The sequence below is a fragment of the Sphingobacterium sp. SGL-16 genome, from assembly GCF_011043515.1.
In the GTDB taxonomy this organism is placed as follows: domain Bacteria; phylum Bacteroidota; class Bacteroidia; order Sphingobacteriales; family Sphingobacteriaceae; genus Sphingobacterium; species Sphingobacterium litopenaei.
This window is the reverse complement of the sequence record NZ_JAAKGQ010000002.1, coordinates 75,248-97,712: the sequence shown is the minus strand read 5'-3', so window position 1 is coordinate 97,712 and position 22,465 is coordinate 75,248. Positions and strand designations below refer to the sequence as shown.

General features: G+C 34.9%; 15 protein-coding genes. 7 read left to right on the top strand and 8 right to left on the bottom strand.

Features of this window, described 5'->3' with window-relative positions:
• Positions 1-11: 11 nt before the first annotated feature.
• Entirely contained in the window at positions 12-821 is an 810-nt protein-coding gene (locus tag G5B32_RS01405) for an RsiV family protein (RefSeq protein ID WP_165289768.1), read from the bottom strand.
• 15 nt (positions 822-836) lie between these two features.
• Positions 837-1,526: a YggS family pyridoxal phosphate-dependent enzyme gene (locus tag G5B32_RS01400; protein ID WP_165289767.1), complete on the bottom strand. Its 690-nt coding sequence runs from the start codon at positions 1,524-1,526 to the stop codon at positions 837-839.
• A 91-nt stretch (positions 1,527-1,617) separates the two neighbouring features.
• Here G5B32_RS01400 and G5B32_RS01395 point away from each other — a divergent pair, with 91 nt between their 5' ends.
• The 5 genes from G5B32_RS01395 (at position 1,618) to G5B32_RS01375 (ending at position 10,725) form a co-directional block, all read left to right on the top strand.
• Positions 1,618-2,541, top strand: a complete 924-nt coding sequence (locus G5B32_RS01395) for a DUF4296 domain-containing protein (RefSeq protein WP_165289766.1) — start codon at positions 1,618-1,620, stop codon at positions 2,539-2,541.
• Entirely contained in the window at positions 2,538-4,922 is a 2,385-nt protein-coding gene (locus tag G5B32_RS01390) for an endonuclease MutS2 (protein ID WP_165289765.1), read from the top strand. Before G5B32_RS01395 ends, G5B32_RS01390 begins: the two co-directional genes overlap by 4 nt.
• An 18-nt stretch (positions 4,923-4,940) precedes the next feature.
• Positions 4,941-5,141 (top strand): DUF6965 family protein, encoded by a 201-nt coding sequence (locus tag G5B32_RS01385; protein WP_165289764.1) that lies wholly within the window; start codon positions 4,941-4,943, stop codon positions 5,139-5,141.
• 162 nt (positions 5,142-5,303) lie between these two features.
• Positions 5,304-8,201, top strand: a complete 2,898-nt coding sequence (locus tag G5B32_RS01380) for a sugar-binding domain-containing protein (RefSeq protein WP_165289763.1) — start codon at positions 5,304-5,306, stop codon at positions 8,199-8,201.
• A gap of 79 nt (positions 8,202-8,280) precedes the next feature.
• Positions 8,281-10,725: a DUF4982 domain-containing protein gene (locus G5B32_RS01375; RefSeq protein WP_165289762.1), complete on the top strand. Its 2,445-nt coding sequence runs from the start codon at positions 8,281-8,283 to the stop codon at positions 10,723-10,725.
• A gap of 4 nt (positions 10,726-10,729) precedes the next feature.
• Here the strand turns inward: G5B32_RS01375 and ppk1 are convergent, their stop codons facing one another.
• Genes ppk1 through G5B32_RS01345 form a run of 6 tightly spaced genes read right to left on the bottom strand, consistent with a single transcriptional unit; the run spans position 10,730 to position 20,834 of the window.
• Positions 10,730-12,772 carry a polyphosphate kinase 1 gene (ppk1, locus tag G5B32_RS01370; protein WP_165289761.1) on the bottom strand — a complete coding sequence of 681 codons (2,043 nt, stop codon included), beginning with the start codon at positions 12,770-12,772 and terminating at the stop codon, positions 10,730-10,732.
• Between the two features lie 14 nt (positions 12,773-12,786).
• Entirely contained in the window at positions 12,787-15,357 is a 2,571-nt protein-coding gene (locus G5B32_RS01365) for a BamA/TamA family outer membrane protein (protein WP_165289760.1), read from the bottom strand.
• A gap of 9 nt (positions 15,358-15,366) precedes the next feature.
• Complete coding sequence (locus G5B32_RS01360; protein ID WP_165289759.1) at positions 15,367-17,670, bottom strand: hypothetical protein; 2,304 nt, start codon at positions 17,668-17,670, stop codon at positions 15,367-15,369.
• 39 nt (positions 17,671-17,709) lie between these two features.
• Positions 17,710-18,786 carry a metallophosphoesterase gene (locus tag G5B32_RS01355; RefSeq protein ID WP_165289758.1) on the bottom strand — a complete coding sequence of 359 codons (1,077 nt, stop codon included), beginning with the start codon at positions 18,784-18,786 and terminating at the stop codon, positions 17,710-17,712.
• Positions 18,786-19,673, bottom strand: a complete 888-nt coding sequence (locus tag G5B32_RS01350) for an SdiA-regulated domain-containing protein (protein ID WP_165289757.1) — start codon at positions 19,671-19,673, stop codon at positions 18,786-18,788. The genes G5B32_RS01355 and G5B32_RS01350 overlap by 1 nt, the downstream gene beginning before the upstream one ends.
• A gap of 9 nt (positions 19,674-19,682) precedes the next feature.
• Positions 19,683-20,834 (bottom strand): Pycsar system effector family protein, encoded by a 1,152-nt coding sequence (locus tag G5B32_RS01345; RefSeq protein ID WP_165289756.1) that lies wholly within the window; start codon positions 20,832-20,834, stop codon positions 19,683-19,685.
• Positions 20,835-21,065: 231 nt separating this feature from the next.
• Here G5B32_RS01345 and G5B32_RS01340 point away from each other — a divergent pair, with 231 nt between their 5' ends.
• A complete protein-coding gene (locus G5B32_RS01340; RefSeq protein WP_165289755.1) occupies positions 21,066-21,977 on the top strand; it encodes a hypothetical protein in 912 nt (303 codons plus the stop codon).
• Positions 21,978-22,406 (top strand): luciferase family protein, encoded by a 429-nt coding sequence (locus G5B32_RS01335; RefSeq protein ID WP_206366757.1) that lies wholly within the window; start codon positions 21,978-21,980, stop codon positions 22,404-22,406.
• The last annotated feature ends 59 nt before the right edge of the window (positions 22,407-22,465 follow it).

The following is a 22,465-nucleotide window of genomic DNA, read 5'->3' as shown; positions in this document are numbered from 1 at the left end:
TTCGTATAAGGTTAATTTAAAGACTGTCTCAAACTGTGAATGTACTTTTGGCCTACAGGATTCAGGATGTTTTCGATATCCGAATAGGGGATTTCTAATAAAGTTGGTCCCTCAGCGTACGGTCTTATTTCGTATTCATTGTAATAAATGACAAAACTATTTTTGGTTAGTCCAAAATTGTCGTTGACCGCAAAAATACCATTTTCAAAAAAGAAATCCTTTTCTAATGAGGCAGAATCTGATAAATTTTCATTCTTTCTAAAATGTTTCTCTGCGATTTTTGTGAATGTGGGAATATTCTCTTTTTGAATTATGTCCTTTAGTTCGATCTTTTTCTTTTTTTCCAGGTCAATAGTAGAGATTATCGTGTAATGATTGCCATGAGCACCGCCAGTATATTCGTCCACAGCTGTAGCCAAAGTCAAAAATAATGGAGTATTGGTCCACACTTCACTAGATACATTTTTGTACCAAGGGAAGTTTATGCTTTGCGTACTGCTTTCTTCCACAAATTCATTGTAACCTAAAATAAAGGATTCGGCAGCAATCTCTGGCGATTCATCTCCATCCACTAAAATATAGGGAGATAAAATTTCATTCAAAGTTCGATCGTGAAATATAGGATAAGATATTTGGTAATAAGCCGTGTCTATATTTCCTTCACTCTCCACCAGATAAGAGCTAATATTCTTATGTATATTGTAAGTGTAAGACACCGTATCGCGCGGAGTAACTTGTTCCTGCTGCGATTGGGATTTTACATTACCTTGCGAACAGGAATTAAACAATATAAAAGCGAATATGTAGGCTAATTTTACCATTAAATAATGCAATTTTTATTTTGCTTTGAAATGTTTGATGACTCTTTTTCCGAATAATGTACTACCTAGGCGAATCATATTACTGCCTTGCTCAATAGCAATTTTGTAATCCGAAGACATGCCCATAGAAAGCGTATCAAAGGATTCTTCTTTGCGGAAATAACTTACTTTGATGCCATCAAAAAGCATTTTTAATTCATAAAACTCTTCTTTAATGAATTTTTCGTTGTCGGTATTTGTCGCAATTCCCATCAAACCACGGATACGTACATTTTCTAATTCAGCATATTCCTGACTTTCTAATAATTCAATAAGTTCAACATGATCTAAACCAAATTTACTGTCTTCATCAGCAATATAAATTTGTAAGAGACAATCTATTATACGATTGTTCTTATGTGCATGTTTATTGATTTCTTTCAGAACCTTTAATGAATCTACAGATTCAATCATAGCCACGAAAGGAGCAATATATTTTACTTTATTGGTCTGTAAATGACCTACTAAATGCCATTCAATGTCTTTAGGGAGTTTTTCGTACTTATCAACCATTTCTTGAACCATATTCTCTCCAAAAATACGTTGACCAGCATCATAGGCTTCTTGTATATCTTCTATAGGTTTAGTTTTCGATATCGCCACAAGAGTTACACCCAAAGGTTTTAACTCGGTCTGAATTTCCTCAATATTTGTCGTAATGCTCATTATAAAATCTAATTAAGAAGATAAAATTATTATTTTACAAGATGTGGCTCATAGAAGAGTATCATTTCGTAAATTTGTACAAATTTAAGCAATGCAAAGGTTATTATACAGCATATTTATATCGTTTTTTTTGATTCTTTCTTGTGCCAAGTCCAAACCGAGTGGAGTAGTTTCGGAAAGTAAGATCACAGAGATACTTACAGAAGTTTCTATAGTGGATGGTTATTTGAATACTCTGCCTTCAGACAGTGCTAAGAAGGTAATGCCTGTATTGTATGATAAAATATTTGATAAGTACGATATTGATTCTGCTACTTTTGTCAAAAATTTGAATTTCTACTTTGGTAATCCGAATTTGACAGATAAAATCTATGGCGATATCAACAAAAATTTAAGTAAATACGAACGCGAATTTCATGTTGAAGATTCTATTCGTAATGCGAAGCAACAAGATAGCATGCAACGTGTATATCATATGCAACGTATATATAGTCGTATAGAAAACCTGAGATATTATAACAGCAGTGATACTGGATTTAGAAATTATTTTGACTATACACGGAGAGTCTTGAATAATACAAATTTCGATTTCTTAAATAATCAATTCAACTTAATACCGGTTCCAAATCTGACTATGTTAGATAAAGATAGTTTGGCAAATTATGCGCGCAACTTCAAATCGCCATTTGTATTTGTTGATACAGCAAAAAATAAAGCTATTGATTTGACACAATTTAAACTTAATAGCGAACGTTTTATTAATAAATTGAACATCTATAATCCCTCAGGAGGTTCTTATTATCAAGCTCCTCAACAACTTCCAACGGAAGGACCACAGGAAGTTTCATTGGATAGAGCGGCTGAGCAGCTTCAACCAGTAGAAGAACCTGTTAAGGTAAATGATGAACCTGATGCAACAAAAAAAGATTCGGTCAGAGAAGTCTTACGTAAAAGACGAGAATTGTTTAAAAATGATCGAATGGTAAAACCTGTAAAACGACAATTACCTCAATGATATATCCTCAAAATGCAATTGATAAGCTGGGCTTCACGGAAATACGAGAGTTAATCAAAGAGAAATGTTTGAGTGAGGCTGGACGATTGATGGTGGAGAAAATTCAGCCACAGATAAAAGTAGATCAAATCGATCGCTTTTTGCGTCAAACGCACGAATTCAAAGAATTATTATTACACGATGAGCCGCTTCCTGTGGATCATATCTATCCGATAAAGCCTTTAGCAGATAAAGCTAAGCTGGAAGGTGCTTTTTTGACGGAAGATGAATTGTACCGCATGCTTTTGGCATTACGCACCGTCTTTAATATCATTCGCTATTTCAATGATCGAGAAGGACAATATTCGCATCTGGAATTGTTATTTGAACATTTGCCAATTGAAAAATCTATTATTCGTTCTATTGAGCGGGTGCTGGACGATCGTGGTCGCTTGAAAAATAACGCTTCTAGATTATTGGAAGCCATTACGCAAGAAATTCAAAAATCAGAACAGGAAGCGCGTAAGCGTTTGGATGTTGTATATAGACAGGCACAAGCGAATGGATGGACAGCGGATGGTAGCTTGACTATTCGTGAAGGTCGTTTGTGTATTCCTATTCTTGCGGAAAATAAAAGAAAGCTTAAAGGCCTAATACATGATGAATCTGCTACAGGACAAACTGCTTATATAGAGCCAGAAGAGGTGTTTCACCTTAACAATCGAGTGAGAGATTTGGAATTTGACAGAAGACGGGAAGTTGTTCGTATATTAACGGAGTTGACAACAGAAATTCGTCCTAATGTTCCTCTATTATTGTCCTACCATGGCTTGATTACTAAGTTGGATTTTGTTCGTGCAAAAGCATTATTTGCAATTGATTTGCAAGCAAATATGCCATTACTGGACAAAGAAGCTAGTATAAATTTAGTACATGCGAGACATCCTATTTTATTTCTGAATTCACTTAAAGAAAAGAATGAGGTTGTTCCTTTAAATATAAAAATAGACGCTACAGATCGAATTATTTTAGTTTCTGGTCCGAATGCGGGAGGTAAGTCCGTCTGTATGAAGACAGTGGGTTTGCTTCAAATCATGGTGCAGTCTGGTCTCTTGATTCCAGCGGATGAAAGTTCTTCTATCGGGATATTTAAGCAGATTTTCGCAGATATCGGTGATGATCAATCTATAGAAAGTGATTTGAGTACATACTCTGCCCATCTTTCTAAGATGAAGCATTTTACGACATTTGCGAATGCTCGAACATTAATTTTAATCGATGAGTTTGGAACGGGTACAGATCCACAATTTGGTGGACCTATTGCGGAAGCAGTGTTGGAGCAATTGAATAAAAAGCAGGTTCGAGGAGTGATTACTACTCACTATTCCAACTTAAAACTTTTTGCAAGTCATACTAAAGGTTTGGAAAATGCTTCTATGTTGTTTGACAACCAAAAGATGCAGCCTTTGTATATTTTGCAAATCGGAAAACCTGGTAGTTCTTATGCTTTCGAAATAGCTCAAAAAATTGGTTTGACTAATGATATTCTGGAGTCTGCAAAACAAAAAATAGGCGTACAACAGAAGAAAGTGGATACTTTACTCGTGGATTTAGAACGAGATAAAAAGGAGATCGTAGATACGAAATATGCTATCAGCAAACGCGAAAAGGAATTAGTCGAGTTGAAAGCAAAGTATGAAGCTTTGAGTACGGATATAGAAACCAATAAGCGTGAGATTATTCGCAAAGCGAAGGAAGAAGCTAAACTAATTCTGAAAGATGCGAATAAGCTCATTGAAAATACCATTGCTGAAATCAAAAACGTTCAAGCGGATAAAGAGAAAACTAAAGAAATTCGTTCTAAGCTTAATAAAGCACTTGATCAACATACTACTTCTTTGCAAAAAGCTAAAAATCTAATTAAAGTTCCGGGTACAACTGCTGTTACAACAGAATTAGAAGTGGGTGATTGGGTGCGTATTGAAGATTCAGGTTCGGAAGGTGAGATTTTGGAGATTACAAAAAACAATAGCTTAATTCTTGCTTTAGGTGAACTTCGTACAGTTGTTAAAAAGAACAGAGTAACAAAATTAAGAAGCAAAGAGAAATCAAAAGCTATCAAACGACAAAGTTCTGTATCAACAGAATCTTCGGCTGATTTTTATCCCGAATTAGATGTGCGTGGTATGCGTACTGAAGATGCTTTGCAAAAGATTGAATTGGTGTTAGACCGTGCGGTGATGATTGGTTATCCTACACTGAAAATCATTCATGGTAAAGGAGATGGAATTTTAAGGAAGTTTATTCGAGATTACTTGCGTAAATACAATCATGTGAGTCGTTTTGAGGATGAGCATGCAGATAGAGGTGGAGACGGTATTACATATGCTTATATTGGATAATTTTAAGAGGAGGAAGAAGTGACTAAAGAAGAATTACAGCAAGAATTATTAGGAAAAACTTATCCGGAGCAGGTACAAATAAGTGAAGACCAAATTGTGGTAGATGTTCCTTTATTCCTGAAAGTACAGTTTATTGAATTGGATAAATGGCAAAAGGATATCACAAAGTGTCCTGGTTACGTACGCTTAATGAAGTTCAAAGAAGCGCTTAAAAATTAAATAAGACCAATATTTAGTTAAGGCACGGCAGGATAGTCGTGCCTTTTATTTTACACTAGATTTTGTATCTAGGAAGTTTTGTATATTTTTATAGTCGATTTCAATCAATCAAAACCTGACGGGTATTAGTCAGTCCAATTATAAATTGCTATCTACTTTAAAATGAAAAACATATTCTCTTTACTTCTTTATGGAGTTTTTTACGTCTTTATTTGCCCAAGCTATGCCCAAGAGAAGATTTCTTTGCGCGGAAAATGGCATTTTCAAATAGACCATTCAGATTTGGGTGTACAGCAAAAGTGGTATTCTCAAAAGCTAAATGATGAAATAAACTTGCCTGGTTCCATGACTGCTCAAAATAAAGGAGAAGAGATTACCTTGACCACAAAATGGACCGGTTCCATATATGATAGTTCTTTTTACTTTAACCCGGCTTTGGAGAAGTTTAGGCAGCCTGGAAATATTCATATTCCTTTTTGGTTGACACCATTAAAGTATTATACTGGAGCAGCGTGGTATCAAAAGGAAGTCGTAATACCTCAAAATTGGACCAATAAGCAAATTACTCTATTTCTTGAAAGGACGCATATCGAGACGCGTGTATGGGTGAATAGTCAGGAAGTAGGTTTACAAAATTCATTGGTAGCACCCCATATTTATGATATTACTTCTTATTTACAAAAAGGAAAAAATAACATCACAATACGAGTTGACAATCAAATAAAAGAAATAAATGTAGGGCCTGATTCGCATAGTATTTCGGATCATACGCAAGGAAATTGGAATGGAATCATAGGAAAAATTGCTTTAGAAGCATTGCCTAAAATTCATATCGATCAGATCTCGGTTTTTCCTGATATCACCAATAGAAAAGCCATCATTAAGCTTGCAATAAAAAATCGTACAGGTAAGAAAATCACCACTTCAATATCTTATTCCGCAGAAAGTTTTAATTCCACTAAAAAAGACAAAACGAAACTTATTAAGAAATCTCTTGATGTTTTGGAAACTGAAACGTATGAATTAGAAGTTCCTTTCAGTGAAGGTATGTTGACTTGGGATGAATTTGACCCAGCATTATATAACTTAAAAATTACTTTAAATTCCTCCTTTGGTAAAGAAGAAAAAGTCGTGCAGTTTGGTATGCGTGACTTCAAAGTAGAAAATAAGCAATTTAAAATTAATGGAAGACCTGTGTTTTTGCGAGGTACATTGCACAATTGTGAATTTCCGCTGACAGGATATCCTTCAACAGACGTAGAAGATTGGGTAAAGATTTATACGAAAATCAAGTCTTTTGGATTGAATCATGTACGTTTTCATTCGTGGTGTCCTCCTGAGGCAGCTTTTATTGCAGCAGATCGTGTTGGATTATATTTGCAGCCAGAAGCACCTAGCTGGCCAAATCACGGGCCTAAAATCGGTTTGGGACAGCCTGTAGATCAATATTTGTATGATGAAAGTGAGCGAATGGTTAAGCACTATGGCAATTATGCCTCATTCGTGATGATGTCCGCTGGGAATGAACCTGCAGGAAATCAAGTTGCCTACTTAAATAAATATGTAGATTATTGGAAAGCTAAAGATTCAAGAAGGGTATATACTGGTATGTCGGTCGGTGGTAGCTGGCCAGTAGTACCAAATGCGGAATTTCAGGTGCGAGGTGGATTAAGAGGTTTGCAATGGAATAAAATGCCAGAAACCTATTCTGATTTTAGTGCGCAGCTTGCTTCTTTTCAGGTTCCTTTTATAGCGCATGAAAATGGTCAGTATTGTGTTTTTCCAAATTTTGAGGAGATTTCGCAATATACAGGTGCTTATCGTGCGAAAAACTTGGAAATGTTCAAGCAAATATTGACGGATAACCATATGTCTGATCAAGCTAAAGACTTTTTGATGGCTTCAGGTAAACTTCAAGTTTTAGCGTACAAACATGATATCGAGAGAATTCTGCGCACCCCAGATTATGGCGGTTTTCAGTTATTAGGTTTACAAGATTTTCCTGGGCAAGGAACAGCTTTAGTTGGGGTTTTGAATGCTTTTTGGCAAGAAAAAGGTTATGTTACGGCGGATGAATATATAAAATTTTCGAATGAGACTGTTCCTTTGACGAAGTTTCCAAAATTCGTATTCTCAAATTCTGAAAATTTAGAAGTAGATGTTGCCTTATTTCATTCGGGAAGATCTGCATTAGCGCATGCCATATTGGATTGGGTGATTCGCGATGAACGTGGCGAAATATTTTCTAAAGGAAGTTTTGATCCTAAAACTTATCCGATTGCCAATGGAATTCCTGTGGGAAAAATAAAACAATCTTTGCAAAATACTCAAAAACCGACTAAATATAAGCTAGAAGTAACTGTTCGAGGCACTTCGTTTATCAATGATTGGAATTTTTGGGTATATCCTTCTACCAAAGAAAAAACCTATTCTTCTGTGTATTATACCACTTCTTGGGATGAAAAGGCAAAGAAAGTATTAGCTGAAGGTGGAAAAGTATTCCTAAACGCTGCAGGAAAAGTGCTGAAGGGAAAGGAAGTAGAAATGCACTTTTTGCCAGTTTTTTGGAATACTTCATGGTTCAAGATGCGTCCACCCCATGTGACGGGTATGTTGATTCAACATAATCATAAGGCTTTTGCGGATTTTCCGACGAGCTATCACTCGGATTTACAATGGTGGGATATACAGCAAAAAGCTCAGGTTATGAATTTAGAGGATTTTCCACAAGATTTTAAACCAATTGTACAACCTATAGATACTTGGTTTTTGAGCAGAAGATTGGGATTAATTTTCGAAGCAAAAGTCGGAAATGGTAAAATTGTGGTGAGTAGTGCGGATTTACAAGCTAATATGAATGGTATGCCATCTTCAGTGCAATTGTATCATTCTATAATGGAATATATGGAGTCTAATGCTTTTGATCCGAAAGATACTATTCGTTTAGAAATCATTGAAGATATTTTCCAAACCGCATCTCGCACGAAAGTCTCCAATTACACCAATGACAGTCCCGATGAATTAAAACCAAATTCGAATCAAAATAAGGTGAATGAGTAGGACAGTAAAGGATAGTTTTGATAAAAATGTTTCATATATTTTGTTGGTGAAATAATATCATTTGTACCTAATTACATCTATGAAAGCATATTTTAGTCATTATACCAATTTAATATTCACATTAATCCTTCTTTTTACTGGAGATAGCGTTTTCGGACAAGTTCGATCAGTTATCAAATTAAATGATGGCTGGTTGTTTAAACGAGGTGAAATTCCCGAAGCCGAAAAAGTTAATTTTGACGCTAAAAATTGGGAAAAGGTTCGAATTCCACATGACTATGCTATTTTCGGGCCTTTTGACAAAGAAATTGATAAACAGACAGTAGCCATAACACAGAATAATGAAAAAGTAGCCACTGAAAAAACAGGACGTACAGGAGCGTTGCCATATATTGGTGAGGCTTGGTATCGTAATACTTTTGAAGTTCCAGATTTTAAAAAAGGCAAGCGTGCATTGTTACTTTTTGAAGGAGCAATGAGCCAACCTAAGGTTTATTTGAATGGAAGATTAATCGGACAATGGAATTATGGATACAGTTATTTCTACTTTGATATCAGCGAGGAATTATTAGAAAATAAAGAAAACACTTTAGCGGTACAGCTAACCAATCTACCGCAGTCTTCACGATGGTATCCCGGAGCAGGCTTATATCGGAATGTATCTATTATTGTGACGGAAGATGTGAGCTTTGAACAATGGGGAATTAGCATAACAACAAAACAAGTACAAGAAGACTTTGCGCAAGTACATGTTAAATCCGAAGTTGTAGGGCAGCCAGATTATATCGTAACTGAAATCCAAGATTTGAATGGCAAAACTGTAGCTGTAGATTCTTCTTCTAAAGTCTTTGGAAAGTTTTTCGAAGAGGATATCAAAGTGGAGAATCCGAAATTATGGGAACCTGACGCGCCAAATTTATATATCGCTATATCAAAACTATATAAAGATGGTAAGTTGACGGATATAAAACATACACGGTTTGGAATAAGGACCATAGCATACATTGCTGGAAAAGGATTCTTACTAAATGAAAAAGTAACCAAATTTAAAGGCGTATGTCTCCATCATGATTTAGGACCTTTGGGAGCAGCCGTAAATAAAGCCGCGCTGCGACGACAAATGGAAATTCTCAAAGATATGGGGTGTAATGCCATACGAAGTGCACATAATATGCCATCTTTTGAGCAATTGGAGTTAGCTGATGAAATGGGATTTTTGTTTTTAGCTGAAAGCTTTGATGAATGGGCAAAGCCGAAAGTGAAGAATGGTTACGCGAAGTTTTTTAATTCCGATGCCGAGAAAGACATCGTTAATTTAGTGCGCGCAACACGAAATCATCCCAGCATAGTCATGTGGAGTTCTGGAAATGAAGTGCCGGACCAATGGGGTAGTGAAGGAGTGAAAAGAGCTAAATTTTTACAAGAAATCTTTCATCGGGAAGATCCTACGCGTCCTGTGACTGTCGGTATGGACCAAGTAAAAGCTGTTATGGAATCTGGATTTGGGGTGCTAGTGGATATTCCTGGTCTTAATTATCGAACACATTTGTACGAAGAGGCTTACCAAAAATTTCCACAAGGCATGTTGTTGGGTTCAGAAACAGCGTCTACCGTAAGTTCGCGCGGTGTATATAAATTTCCGGTTCAAATTGCGAAGAACAAAACTTATGACGATTTGCAATCTTCGAGCTATGATTTGGAATCGACAAGTTGGTCTAATCTTCCTGAAGATGATTTTATCTTGCAGGATGATAAAGATTGGGTTATAGGTGAATTTGTATGGACAGGATTTGATTATTTGGGCGAGCCAACACCTTATGATGAAAAATGGCCCTCGCGTAGTTCATATTTCGGTATCAATGACTTAGCTGGCTTGCCAAAAGATCGATTTTATTTGTACCGCAGTCGTTGGAATACTACGGATAACACCTTACATATTTTACCTCATTGGACTTGGCCAGATCGCGTGGGACAGACCACCCCCGTGTTTGTGTATACAAATTTTGATAGAGCAGAACTTTTTGTGAATGGAAAGAGCATGGGAGTTCAGCAAAAAAACAATTCTACTCCGCAACACCGTTACCGGTTAATGTGGATGGATGTGAAGTATGAGCCAGGTACGGTAAAAGTTGTCGCTTATCACAAAGACGGTTCAAAAGCAATGGAAAAAGAAATTCATACAGCAGGAAAACCTCATAAAATAGTTTTAGAAGCAGATAGAAGTACGATTAACGCTGATAAAGAAGATTTATCATTCGTCAAAGTGTCTGTAGTGGATAAGCATGGAAACTTATGTCCAAATGCGAATATACCTTTGCAGTTTGAAGTTAGTGGTGCTGGAAATTTTAAGGCAGTGTGTAATGGCGACCCTACATCTTTAGAGCCTTTTCATTTACCAACGATGAGGACTTTCAACGGACAATTAGTTGTTTTGGTTCAGTCTAAAGACAAAGCTGGAATCGCAAAATTAGTAGTAAAAGGTAAAGGTCTTAAATCTTCAGAATTATCGATTAATATAAAATAATAAGTTAATCGCAATGTATTAAAAAACGCGGAATTTCTTCCTGTGCATCGATGAAATTATTGATTTCAGGGATCTCATTCTGACCTAAATTATTAATACTGCTGGCCGAAGTATCATCAGCTAATTGTATATCCAAATACTTCAATAGTTGCTGCTTGTATAGTTCATTCTTAATCGGAAAACACACCTCAATACGATGATAAATATTGCGGTTCATCCAATCCGAAGAACCTATATATACTAAATTATCTCCAGCATGATGAAAGTGAAAAATTCGAGAATGTTCTAAATAGCGACCTACAATACGTCTTACAGTTATATTTTCACTCAAACCTATTTGGTTAGGAATTATCCTACAAATGCTTCGGACTATAAGCTCAATTCGCACACCTGCAGAGGAAGCTTCGTATAATTTTTTTATTAAAGTTTCCTCTTCTAAATTGTTCAGTTTTATACGAATAAATGCTATACGGCCTGCTTTAGCTTGTTCAATCTCATGGTCAATAAGATTCATAAATTCGTCGTACAAATTAAAATGTGCAACTAAGAGATGGTGAAAAACCAATTCTTTATCATGAATCTTCTCGCGGTGTTTGGTTAAGAAATCAAAAAGTGTAGCAAGCTCTTTTAATGGTTTTTCGTCAGAAGTCAGCAAAGAATGATCTGTATACACTTTTGCTGTGTTTTCATTTAGATTCCCTGTTGACAAGAGTCCATAATATTTGATTTGCTCGTTTTCTAGACGTTCGACCAGAGCCACTTTAGCATGTACTTTTATTTTTGGTATACTGTAGGAAATATTTACCCCAGCTTGTTCCAAACGCCTAGCCCATTGCAAATTATTACTTTCGTCAAAACGAGCTTTTAATTCGACAAAAACATTTACTTTCTTTCCATTTTGTGCTGCATTCAATAAGGCGCGTCCAATCTTTGAATCTTTTGCCAATCGGTATAAAGTTACCCAAATGGATTGAACAGATTCGTCCATAGCCGCTTCATTGAAAAAACGCAAAACAGTGTCATAGCTATGATAGGGCGTGTGTAATAAGATTTCTTGTTGCTGTAAGACTGAAAATATAGAATTGGAATTCAATAATTCTTGAAAGGGAGGTTCTATCGAGACAGCTTGAGAATATTCTAATTGTCGATTATGAGCAGGAAAATCAAAGAAATCTTTCAAATTGTGGTATTTTCCACCTTTCATGGTATTGGATTTTTTCAAATTTAAGCAGTCCAATAAGATGGCCAATTCTTCCGAAGGTAAATCGCTTTGATACAAAAGACGCGTGGCAATACCGAAATCTCGTTTACTTAATTCTTTTATTAAAGCTTCAGTTAGATCGGTTCCAGCTTCTTCTTGTAAGTTCAATTCCGCGTCGCGAGTTACTTTAAAGCTATAGAAAGATTCAATATTAGGAATAAGATTGGCTTCCGCTAAAAAGTGTTTTATGATATCATCAATAAAGAAAATATAGTACTTTTCTTCGTGAACAATAGTCTTAAACCTACCTACACTTGATGAGGGAATAGGGCAGAAGTAACGTTCTTGATTGGATGTTAGAATAAAGAAATACAACTCATTATTGAGCGGAAAGAAGTCCGTATGGTCTTCAAGCTTTGAAACATGTAAATAAGAAGCAATTTCCGCTAAGAAAAATTCACGTAGTGTAGTAAGGGCAAATTCAGGTAAAGCTAAATCGTAATGTAGAATAATATTATGCTTACTTAGTCCTGGAATTATTTCTTGAGTTAAAATATGACCAAAAAGTTCTTGCTGCTTTTTAATGATATTTTTAGCCTTTTTGTAAACGTTTAATTCAGCTTGCTGATCCGTACTGTCTAATTTTCCTTTTTTATCCAATTTCTTCCAGCCATGCAAAAGAGGTATTCGAACACGAAAAAACTCATCTAAATTAGAAGAATAAATAGCTAGAAATTTCAGTTTTTCCAATAACGGAACATAATCTCGTTGGGATTCCAACAATACGCGTTCATTGAAGTACAGCCAACTGATATCTCTATTATTAAAAAGATTATGATTTTTCATCTGCTAAAAATTCTTTAGAAAGACATGCCAATTCGAATATAAGGCAAAGTAGCCTCATTGCTAAATCCTACTGCGCCTTGAATGATAAATAGATCAGCAGGCATAAAATATATACCGCCACCGTATCCCATATGCCATTTGGATGATTGCTCATTTGTGTGCCATACGCGACCAATATCGTAAAATCCTAATACACCAAATGTGGCAGGAAGCAAATAGGAATTAATAGAAAACAATTTGATACGCGCATCTAAATTGTTGTAAGCGGTTGTTTTACCAGTAAATCGATTGGTGTTAAATCCTCTCAAACTATTTTCTCCACCGATTTTAGCATGTTGAAAGAAATAAGGATTTCCCCATACAGCCTGTGCTCCTGTACGATTAGCCAAAGTGACCGTGCTATCCAATATGGATTTGTATACACTCAAGCTAGTTTCAAAAGCAGTATACTGTCTATTAGCTTCCGAAATTTGGCTTTGCCAAGATATTTTAGAATTTAGGTGAATTCCTTTTTTAGCAAATTCCTTTTTATCTCTCGTATCGTAAGAAATTCCAGCTGCTACTCCCGTGAAAAACTTAGCGCCATAAATATCTTCAGAAGGGTAGTTGTTATCAAAATATTCAAAGAAATGTCCTCCATTGTTCGCCTTTGAACTATGGTAGAATTGTGAAGTACTACCATAATAGACATTAAATGATTTTTGTATTTCCTTTTCTAAAAAAATGTTGGCATTTACCAGATCATATCGATTACGATAATATTTTATTCCGCGAATATCTCGGTATTCGAATTGGGTATTGTTTCCATACCCAAAGAAATTACTCAGATTTCGTGGACCTAAAGACGAAAGTTCTAAAGCCAAATCATGACCAAAGATGAGGTCTTTGTATTTTCCTTCATAATCAAAAATAAAGGAACGTCGTCCCGTAAGATAGCTTCCAGAAAACTGATGTCTTTCTGCAAAAGGAGATTTTCGGAATCCTTGATTTTCGATCAAATAGCCTAGACCTAGTATCAGACCTCTGTCTACTCCATAATTTAGATTTAAGATAACACCTTTTCGGTCGTAAGCAAAATTGTAATAATCGTAAGCATGTACCGCAGTGTCATTCTTTAGACGATAACTAATTTTATTATCTAGGTCAATTTTGTTTGTCGTTGTATCTTTAGTGTCGTAAAGGATAACGTTTTTATTTTTTAGGAAGGCAGCTGAACGAGAATAGATATCATAATCTTTACCGCCGAGAATGCGAACTTTAATTGCTGTTTTCCCTTGACCTTTTAATTTATATTCGTCATTTCCTGCAATGCCATAAATTCGAATTTCTTTTGTTTCATGAGGTGAAAATTGTCTTTTGAAAAGTCTTCTGCCTTGTGTCCCATCTTTCTTTTTATTGTGTACATCGATCTCGACCGATCCATTATCATCAATTGTGATTTCAATAAACTCATTTTTTGCAGAAAGAGGCAAGTCAACTACTTTAGATAGGGAATTGTAATAGGTTAATCCAGAGTTTTTTAAATCTGCGGTTCGAGCGTGTATATTGTGTTCAATTTCTGCAGCACTCAATTTAGCAATAGTATCAGGCATGGCCAACATGGCCTGATGAATAAGGGAATCAGTTACAATAACTTGAAAAGAAGATATCTCTTTTTCCCAATCTTTATGATTTAAATGGTTGAGAAAAAAACGATCGAAATGGCGTTCGTTATAATTCCAATGTGCCACATTTCTAATCTTCGGACTAAAAGGTTGTAGATGTGCTTTCAACCATTGGTAGGATAGAAGTGTAGGAAAAACACCAGACGTTTTGTAGAATACTTTATCTCGATCTCGAGGGACAGGCGAATATAATGTCTTGCCATCTTCTTTGAAAGGAGACCACCGCCAATTATCTTCATGACGATCCCAATCTCCTAATACAAAATCCAACAATCGAGCGCGTAAGGTGAGTTTTTGATCCACTTGCACATCATTGTCTTCAAGCGATTTGCGTATAACTTTATCCGTGTTATCAGTTTTAGGATCGCTGTCTGGAGTGCGAGATTCGAAAATGTAAGCTCGATTTTTGAAAATTTCTCTGTATTCGCCTAATCGAGGATCATCTCCAACATAAACGAGTTCAGGCGCCGCATGCGGAATTTCTAAAGCTTTATTAAATGTTGGGGCAGTTAAAGCCCCAAAAGGATGCGCAATTGAAATCTGATCCTGTACGATGTCTTTTGCAATGGTTTTGCGGAGAGCTTGCGGAAGACTACGCTCTGGAAACTTTTGGATGGAGCGTAAAACCCATTGTCGCCCAGAAGGATCTTCCAGACGTAAGGATTGAGTTTGCATACCACCTCCCAGTTTTACCACCTGCAATCCACCTTTTTCTGTAGCGAGATTGACCACACGCATCTTCACTGGAGTATTGTAAAGTTTGCGGTAACTATCACCAAGCCAAAATCGATGAAATGCCCCAACATTATCGTATTCTGAAGCAATAATGGCGGTAGTACTATCGGATTGCTGTGCAAAAGCTGAGTTCCAACCTGCTAGAATGAATATAAGAAATAAAGATTTTTGGATATAATTCCTCATACAAAAAGATTAGATGACTTTTACTCGAATAGCACGCAATTCGCTTACGCCTTGTAGTTCCTCTAATGTAAGAAATTCATAATCTTTCTCGATTAATCCCGATAAAATAATTTCTTCCAAAATCTTTTGAATATCATCTTTGATATACTCATTGCTGAATACGATAGCAATAGTTTCTGGTTGAACTAATCGTTCTTTAGTGTTTTCAATTAATGCTTTATCAATACGTTTTTTAATAATCTGATAACGAATGTTATAACCACCTTCTACGTCAAAACGCTTTTCATCTTCCCTGAAACTGATGCTAATCTTTTCGGGATGAACAAAAAGAAGTTGGGTAGTTTTCAAAGGAAGGGGTAAATCTGTACTCAGCGTTCTCGCCTTTTGCACTACACGTATCATTGAAAGAATCTGATGTTTACACATTTCGTGTAGAATTTCGTCTCGGAAAGTGGATGTAGGCGTTATGGATTGCCCAATATAAGCGTCATACTCCACACCGTCCGTTCTGAATGTTTCAAAATAACACGGAAATATGCTTTGAAGCTGTTTGTTCAGATCATCATATTCCGATTTAATCATTTGAGTAAATGCTCGTAATGATTTCTCGAAAGGATCATTATTTGGATCTAAAATAAGTGTATTGTTTCGCTCTATCTCATCAATAGTAATAAGAAGTTTGACATTGTCTTCCAACTTCGGTTTTATTTCTGCTAAAAATATAGGCACTTTTTTCTCGAGAAACGTACGAAGATTAACAATATTTTTCTCTATCCCTTTGTCATGAATACATTGGTAAGCGTTTTCAATATTTTGTCCATAACAGTGTAAATAATCAAAATCTTGATGTGTAATTAGCTCTTCATACAATTGCTTTAACGATTCTAAATGATGGAGCAGAGTTTGCTTTTGGGCAGCATTACGAATTCGGGTGGAGTCTTTAATATCTACAGCGCCATAGATTGGATAGACGTCTTTAAAGATGATTTTATCTAATTTTGCTGTTTCTTTATTACTGTTTAATTGGGAAAAATACGAAACGGCCACTTCATTAAATCGCCATTGCAAGGCTGGCTGAATAGAAGTGTAATTTTGCAAAATAATATTGTTCAACTGATTTTTCAAATAGGCAACAAAATCATTAGATAACTGAGCAAAATGAGGAAGATAAGGTTTTAGCTTCAATGCGTCATTTTTGTCAAAATTATTGTGTTTTGAATAAATTTCGATAAAACCTACAAAGCGGTCTGTATGAAAAAGCGGAATACCCAAATAATTGGTAATGCCATTATCTTTTAGTATTTGTATAAAGACCTGATCATTAATGTTTAAATCTTGATCTATTCCATAGGACCAAATAATAGGCTCACTCAAATAAGAATATATGGAGCATAAACTGCAGGCAATGGAATGATTCATATATTCTCCCAAAAGAATGGATTTCTTGGCGTATTCATTCTCAGAAATAGGAAAACCGCTTAATTCAAAAATGGGTAAAAAGAAGAAATCTAAATCATTCTTATGAATGATCGATCTAAAAATACTGTTTAATTCTTCCTTTAAACTTTCCTTATTCTTAATATTGACATTTTTAATAATATCTTGTAATCTCTTAATTATGAATTCTTTGTCGCGGTTTTTAAAACGTAGAATACTTAATCCTTCGAATTTGAATTTAGATAAATCAATCCCTGCCAAAGCATCGTTTAATGCATCGTAGGAATGAAATTTATTATCTCTTATCGCTGCAAGGTCGATTTTCGGAAGTGTTCCTTGGTATTGAATATCAACAAACGAAAAATCTATCTTTAGCTCATAGTATTTGGTATAACCTGCGAAGGAGCTCTCAAATATATAATCTGTCTCGATAGAGTTGATTCCATAAAAACGTTCAAGTATAAGATTATAAAGAATTAAGTTTTTTGTATTAATAGTGTCGCAATTCGTTTCTCCTTCATAGAATTTTAAACCATTAGCCGAAAGTTCCTGCAAGTTAGAAGAACTGAAAATAAGTTTGTCCGGAACGGGAAAACCAAAGGCAATAGGCTCTTCTGTTGAAAAATTTATATCTCCCGAAAGGTTTGAAATGATTTCAAAAATCGGTTTAAATTTTTCTGAATCTTTCTTAACACTCAGATTTTCAACGTGATTTTCTTCAATAATATGGAGTAATTCTTTAGCTAATAATTTTGTGCCGTAAGAAGCATCCTCGCTAATAGTCTTTATTTTTGCTATGACGGGCGAAAGCGAGAATTCTTGTTGTATATCGCTTGAATCTATATTTAAATCAATATGTATATTCTTGAATGGCATGTAATCTAATTCTCTAGTCGTTAATAATATTCTTTTATACTATTTCTTTGGCAACAAAGTTTCAAAGGATTTTGTAACGGTTCCTTTTTCTACAGTATAAAAAGCAAGTCTAATGTCTTCACTGGAAAGAACATCTAATACACAAAATCCTTGCTTATTGGAAACAAATTTTTGCGCCGTATTATGCGCTATATGTGAAGTTTTGGAACCCGAACCTGTCACTATTTGCGTAATATTCTGGTTTTCTATGAATTGCAAGCCATGATCATGTCCAGCTATAAAAAGTATGTTTTTATGATTTGACGTACTATTAGTAATGTCGTTTATAAGTTTCTGATAGATAGTGTGTCCCATATCTTCAGCTGAATGAAATATTGTATTTCTAAGTAACGGATATACCGATCCAATAATAGGCAATGGGACATACAAATTCTTCCATTTTCTAGTCAAAGGAAAAACGTGATCTTTCCATGTTATATTTTTTCCATGTTCACCATAGGACAGCATAGGGTGGTGGGAAAGAATAAAAATTGTTTGGTCTGGATTTGAAGAAATCAAGGATTTAATGTTATCCAAAAAGATATTTCTTACCTGTTCCGAAAGGGCAGAATCTGGATTACTGTGATGAGGAAATAACCAATATTCACTATCGTATAGAATAGCCTTAGTAGTATTTGTGATATCCACTACTGATACATCTGCAGTGCCTGCTTTGGGTACAAATTTTAAAAGATCTAATGACCGTGAAAATAAATACGCCTCTTGAGCTTTAACTTTTTCCAATCCCTGCTTGCCTGATTTATCCCAATCGTGATTCCCGGCGATAAATGTAACAGGCACATTAATATAGATAAATGGGGCATATTGGTGCCTTAGTATTTGTTCTGTTTCTAAAGCGCTCGCACTATCTATTCCCATTCCAACAGGATAAATATTGTCTCCTAAAAAATAAACAGAAGTTTTTTCAGGAATAACAAGTCCTAGAGCGGTCTTAATAGAAAGTTGTTGTCCTTCATTTATTTCACCTGCATCACCGAATAGGAGCATACGATGAGTAATCGTTTGCCCAAAAGAATTAATCGATAAAAGTAAAAGTAAGGAAAGTAAATACTTCATTATATTTCGCTCTTAAACTGATATAATGCGGCGGAGTTTGAATCTCCAATTTCACTGCTAATAAATAATTCTCCCTTGGTATTTATCGCTAATCCTTCTGGTTGTTCAAATTGACGACGTTGGAATGAAACCAAATTTTTTGGATTAAAATCAGAATCTGTAACCAAGAGAAACTTGTCAATAGAAGAGATTATAAACCATTCTTGTGTCTTCGCGTTATATGTTATTGCTGAAGGTTTAATGCTTTTTCCTATATCGGATTTCCAAGATTTAAGACTATTTATATCCAAACTAAACGTTTTATAAGTAGTGTTGAAACTTCCATTTTCTCCCAATTGAAAAATATACCCCGTAAGAGTGCCGTTAGATTTGTCTACTTTACATTCTTTACATAGCACATGAAGTGTATTATTCGATGGGTTGATAGCTAAAGATTCATATTCACCCTTCGGTAATAGATTCTTAATTACTTGAACATTTGATTTATCATTTTTATGATCAAACGGGAAATAAAATATATCTCCATTGCTCTTTAACACATAAAAGTACTTTCCATCCGTCGCAACATCTTCATAATCTCCACTTTTGCCAAAAGTAAATTCATCAATGACTTTTTCTTGCAATAAACTGTAAGAATACAACTTACCTAATTCATCTTGAATAGCATAAATAACTTCTGTGTGTTGAGGATGAAATGTAATTCCTGAAATTTCATCCAATACTGCCGGTAATGTATATATCTTTTGTGATGTATTTAAATCATATTGGAAACTAGATACTGCAATAGTATTATCTTTCGATTTTTGCTGACCATTGCTCGAGGTTTGGCAAGAGCTTAAAACCCATATGCACATCAAATAAAATAAGAATAGTGTATTCTTTGACATATTATAATACTATTTACCTGCAACAACCGCTATGCTAAAAGCTATAACAGAGATTATCAAACCAATCATAAAAATTCCATACGCGTAACGCAAAAGAACGTACTTACGCCCCAAAGAAACACCTTGGGAATATACATCTCTTGTTAACATACCGTAAAGTAATTCGCTGTCTTCCATAGCTTTACCCATTCCTTTTTCGTAATCTATATAACTCATCTTATAGAAGTTTCCGAAGAAGAGAAGATTGACTTTTTTCTTTTCCAATTGATCTAAATTAAAATACCCGTTAGGAATTTTTGGAATAGTAGAAAGAATAGCAAAGATCATAGTTAAAACCACGATCACCATTAAAAATATCGTTGGAATCAATAAATGCGTATCATTATCCAACTTGCGAAGCAGTACAGTGACAACCAACGATAATATAATGGAATTGACAGTTAACAAGATATTTGCTTTGTTGTCCGCCATATCGCTCAAGCGTTGATTGTTTGACGAGGTAATGCGAAACATTGTTTCTATCCCACGTTCCGGTTTCTTATTTAAAGCACTTTTATCTTTTGATTTTTTTTCTTCTTTGATAAGAGTTTCCAAGTTTTCTTGCTTCTTTTTTTCCAATTTTTCCTTTGCGTAATCTGTATGATATTTGTGTTCTTGCATAAGCAGAATAGTCATTCTTCGCCACAGTCCTTTACCTATTTTTTTGTTATGTGTATTCTCGATTTCTTGATGAATGAGTTTACTTTTTTCTTTGAAATTTTGAGATCCCAAATGAAATAAATCCGCATCGCAGAGAATTGACTCTAATAGATTAGAAGGCGATTGTGGCATTTTAGTGGAAAGAATACAATCTTTAACTTTTTGAATCACTTCTTCAGACACTTCTTCGGCTTTCAAAAAGTCTTCCGCTAGTTGCGCACTTCGAACTTCATGATCCTGGCTACCACCATTCATATATCCTAAATCGTGAAAATAGGCTGCAGTAACCACTATAAAATAGTCTTCATCGGGCAAATTATAATGTGTCGCAATTTCTTTTGTCGCATTTACCACACCTTCGGTATGTTGCATACCATGATAACAATAGTTACTGGCACAATTGCCAAATAAGGATTGTATATGGAGTTGAATTTTAACTAGTAATGAGCTGTATGCTGTCATACAATTTGTTTAATGATAATAGGTATTTGAACAGTTCTATCCATTTAAATTTACTATTATTTTCGCAAAAATACCTTTAATAATGGATTAACATGTCACTCTATTTTCAAGATATTATCTATTATATGCTATAACTAGTTCCCATATTTATAGTTTTATATGCAGAGTAAGTCGTTAATTTTAAAATAAATTATTTACTTTAGATAAAAAAAACAAACTATCTTTCATTCTATGAATCAAAGATTTTTAAAAACTGCTTTAGGAATAATAATTGCGAATATATTTGCCCTTACCGTGGTGGGAATTCAAACTAAAATTTCGCATGAAAACTCTTCGGGTATAATTGTCTTTTCTTCTTTCGTAATTGTTCCTATTCTCATGGGTATTATTTCTGCAGGAATTTGGCGGGATTTAGAATTGAGAGGTAAGCAATTGACCTTATTATCGTTGTTAAATGGTATAATAGGAATAATATTAAGTTATTTTTTATTAGGTGAAGGTATTTTGTGTTTACTGATCGTCTCACCACTAATAGGAGCTTTTGTTATTACAGGTGCTTTTTTAGGAAGAGCAATGTTTAAACGCAAAAATCAAAAACTCAATGTCAGTGTGATTTCCTTATTGATAGCAGTGTTTATAGTTGATTCTATAAGTGATCATGATCATGAAAATTTAGTTGCTGATGAGATTTTAATTGAAGCCACTCCTGACAAAATATGGCCACATGTAGTAGCTTTTGATAAAATAGAAGAGAAGGAAAAATATTGGTTTTTCAAAATCGGTATGCCCAGTCCAATGGCTACAACAGTGAGTGCACGAGAATTAGGTGCCAACCGTAAATGTATATTTAGCAATGGGTATATTTTTGATGAAACAATTGTTGAATTTGAAGAGAATAAAAAACTAACTTTTGATATCATCGATCAGCCAAAAGACCCAGAAATAATGGGGCATATTGATATTAAAAGAGGTCAATTTATCCTAAAAGATAATGGTAATGGAACGACCACTTTAATTGGAAACAGTTGGTATAAGTTGTACGTTTTCCCGACCTGGTATTTTGATTTGTGGGCGGAGAATGTGACGCGAAATGTGCATTTTCGTGTCATGGAGCACATAAAACACCTTAGTGAAAAGAACTAGATGTTTTCGTTCGTCGTCAAATATTTAGGCTATTTGAAGCATATTCCCTTGATGGGAAATGTTTATGACAGTATAATGCGGATTTGGTATTTAATAACGAATCCAATAATATTAGACTTCATAGATGAATTAGAATCTTTTGGTCAGCAAATGCCCGATGTAATTATTTTGATGCACCCATATGGAGGGTTACAATTCGATTTTAATAAGAAAGAATTAGCGCATATACATAGCAATGGTCTTTTAGATGTCCTTTTATCAAAAAAACTGAAGGCTCAATTATTGTTTGAAGGTCGAATTTCATCCCATCATGTCTTTCCTAAGTCGGGTTGGATTAGCTTTTATATTAAAAATACCGATGATTTAGTTTATGCAAAAAAGCTTCTTTCTCTAGCCTATCAACAAAGATCATTCAAAAACATGTCTTAAATCACACTTTTGGCAATAATTAGAATTTTATTGCCATTTGTGAATAAATTTTTAAATGA

Coding starts and splice junctions, on each gene's coding strand:
- G5B32_RS01335 (WP_206366757.1), top strand. CDS start 21,978: ATGTTTTCGTTCGTCGTCAAATATTTAGGCTATTTGAAGCATATTCCC.
- G5B32_RS01350 (WP_165289757.1), bottom strand. CDS start 19,673: ATGTCAAAGAATACACTATTCTTATTTTATTTGATGTGCATATGGGTT.
- G5B32_RS01360 (WP_165289759.1), bottom strand. CDS start 17,670: ATGCCATTCAAGAATATACATATTGATTTAAATATAGATTCAAGCGAT.
- G5B32_RS01380 (WP_165289763.1), top strand. CDS start 5,304: ATGAAAAACATATTCTCTTTACTTCTTTATGGAGTTTTTTACGTCTTT.
- G5B32_RS01400 (WP_165289767.1), bottom strand. CDS start 1,526: ATGAGCATTACGACAAATATTGAGGAAATTCAGACCGAGTTAAAACCT.
- G5B32_RS01395 (WP_165289766.1), top strand. CDS start 1,618: ATGCAAAGGTTATTATACAGCATATTTATATCGTTTTTTTTGATTCTT.
- ppk1 (WP_165289761.1), bottom strand. CDS start 12,772: ATGAAAAATCATAATCTTTTTAATAATAGAGATATCAGTTGGCTGTAC.
- G5B32_RS01375 (WP_165289762.1), top strand. CDS start 8,281: ATGAAAGCATATTTTAGTCATTATACCAATTTAATATTCACATTAATC.
- G5B32_RS01340 (WP_165289755.1), top strand. CDS start 21,066: ATGAATCAAAGATTTTTAAAAACTGCTTTAGGAATAATAATTGCGAAT.
- G5B32_RS01345 (WP_165289756.1), bottom strand. CDS start 20,834: ATGACAGCATACAGCTCATTACTAGTTAAAATTCAACTCCATATACAA.
- G5B32_RS01365 (WP_165289760.1), bottom strand. CDS start 15,357: ATGAGGAATTATATCCAAAAATCTTTATTTCTTATATTCATTCTAGCA.
- G5B32_RS01355 (WP_165289758.1), bottom strand. CDS start 18,786: ATGAAGTATTTACTTTCCTTACTTTTACTTTTATCGATTAATTCTTTT.
- G5B32_RS01405 (WP_165289768.1), bottom strand. CDS start 821: ATGGTAAAATTAGCCTACATATTCGCTTTTATATTGTTTAATTCCTGT.
- G5B32_RS01390 (WP_165289765.1), top strand. CDS start 2,538: ATGATATATCCTCAAAATGCAATTGATAAGCTGGGCTTCACGGAAATA.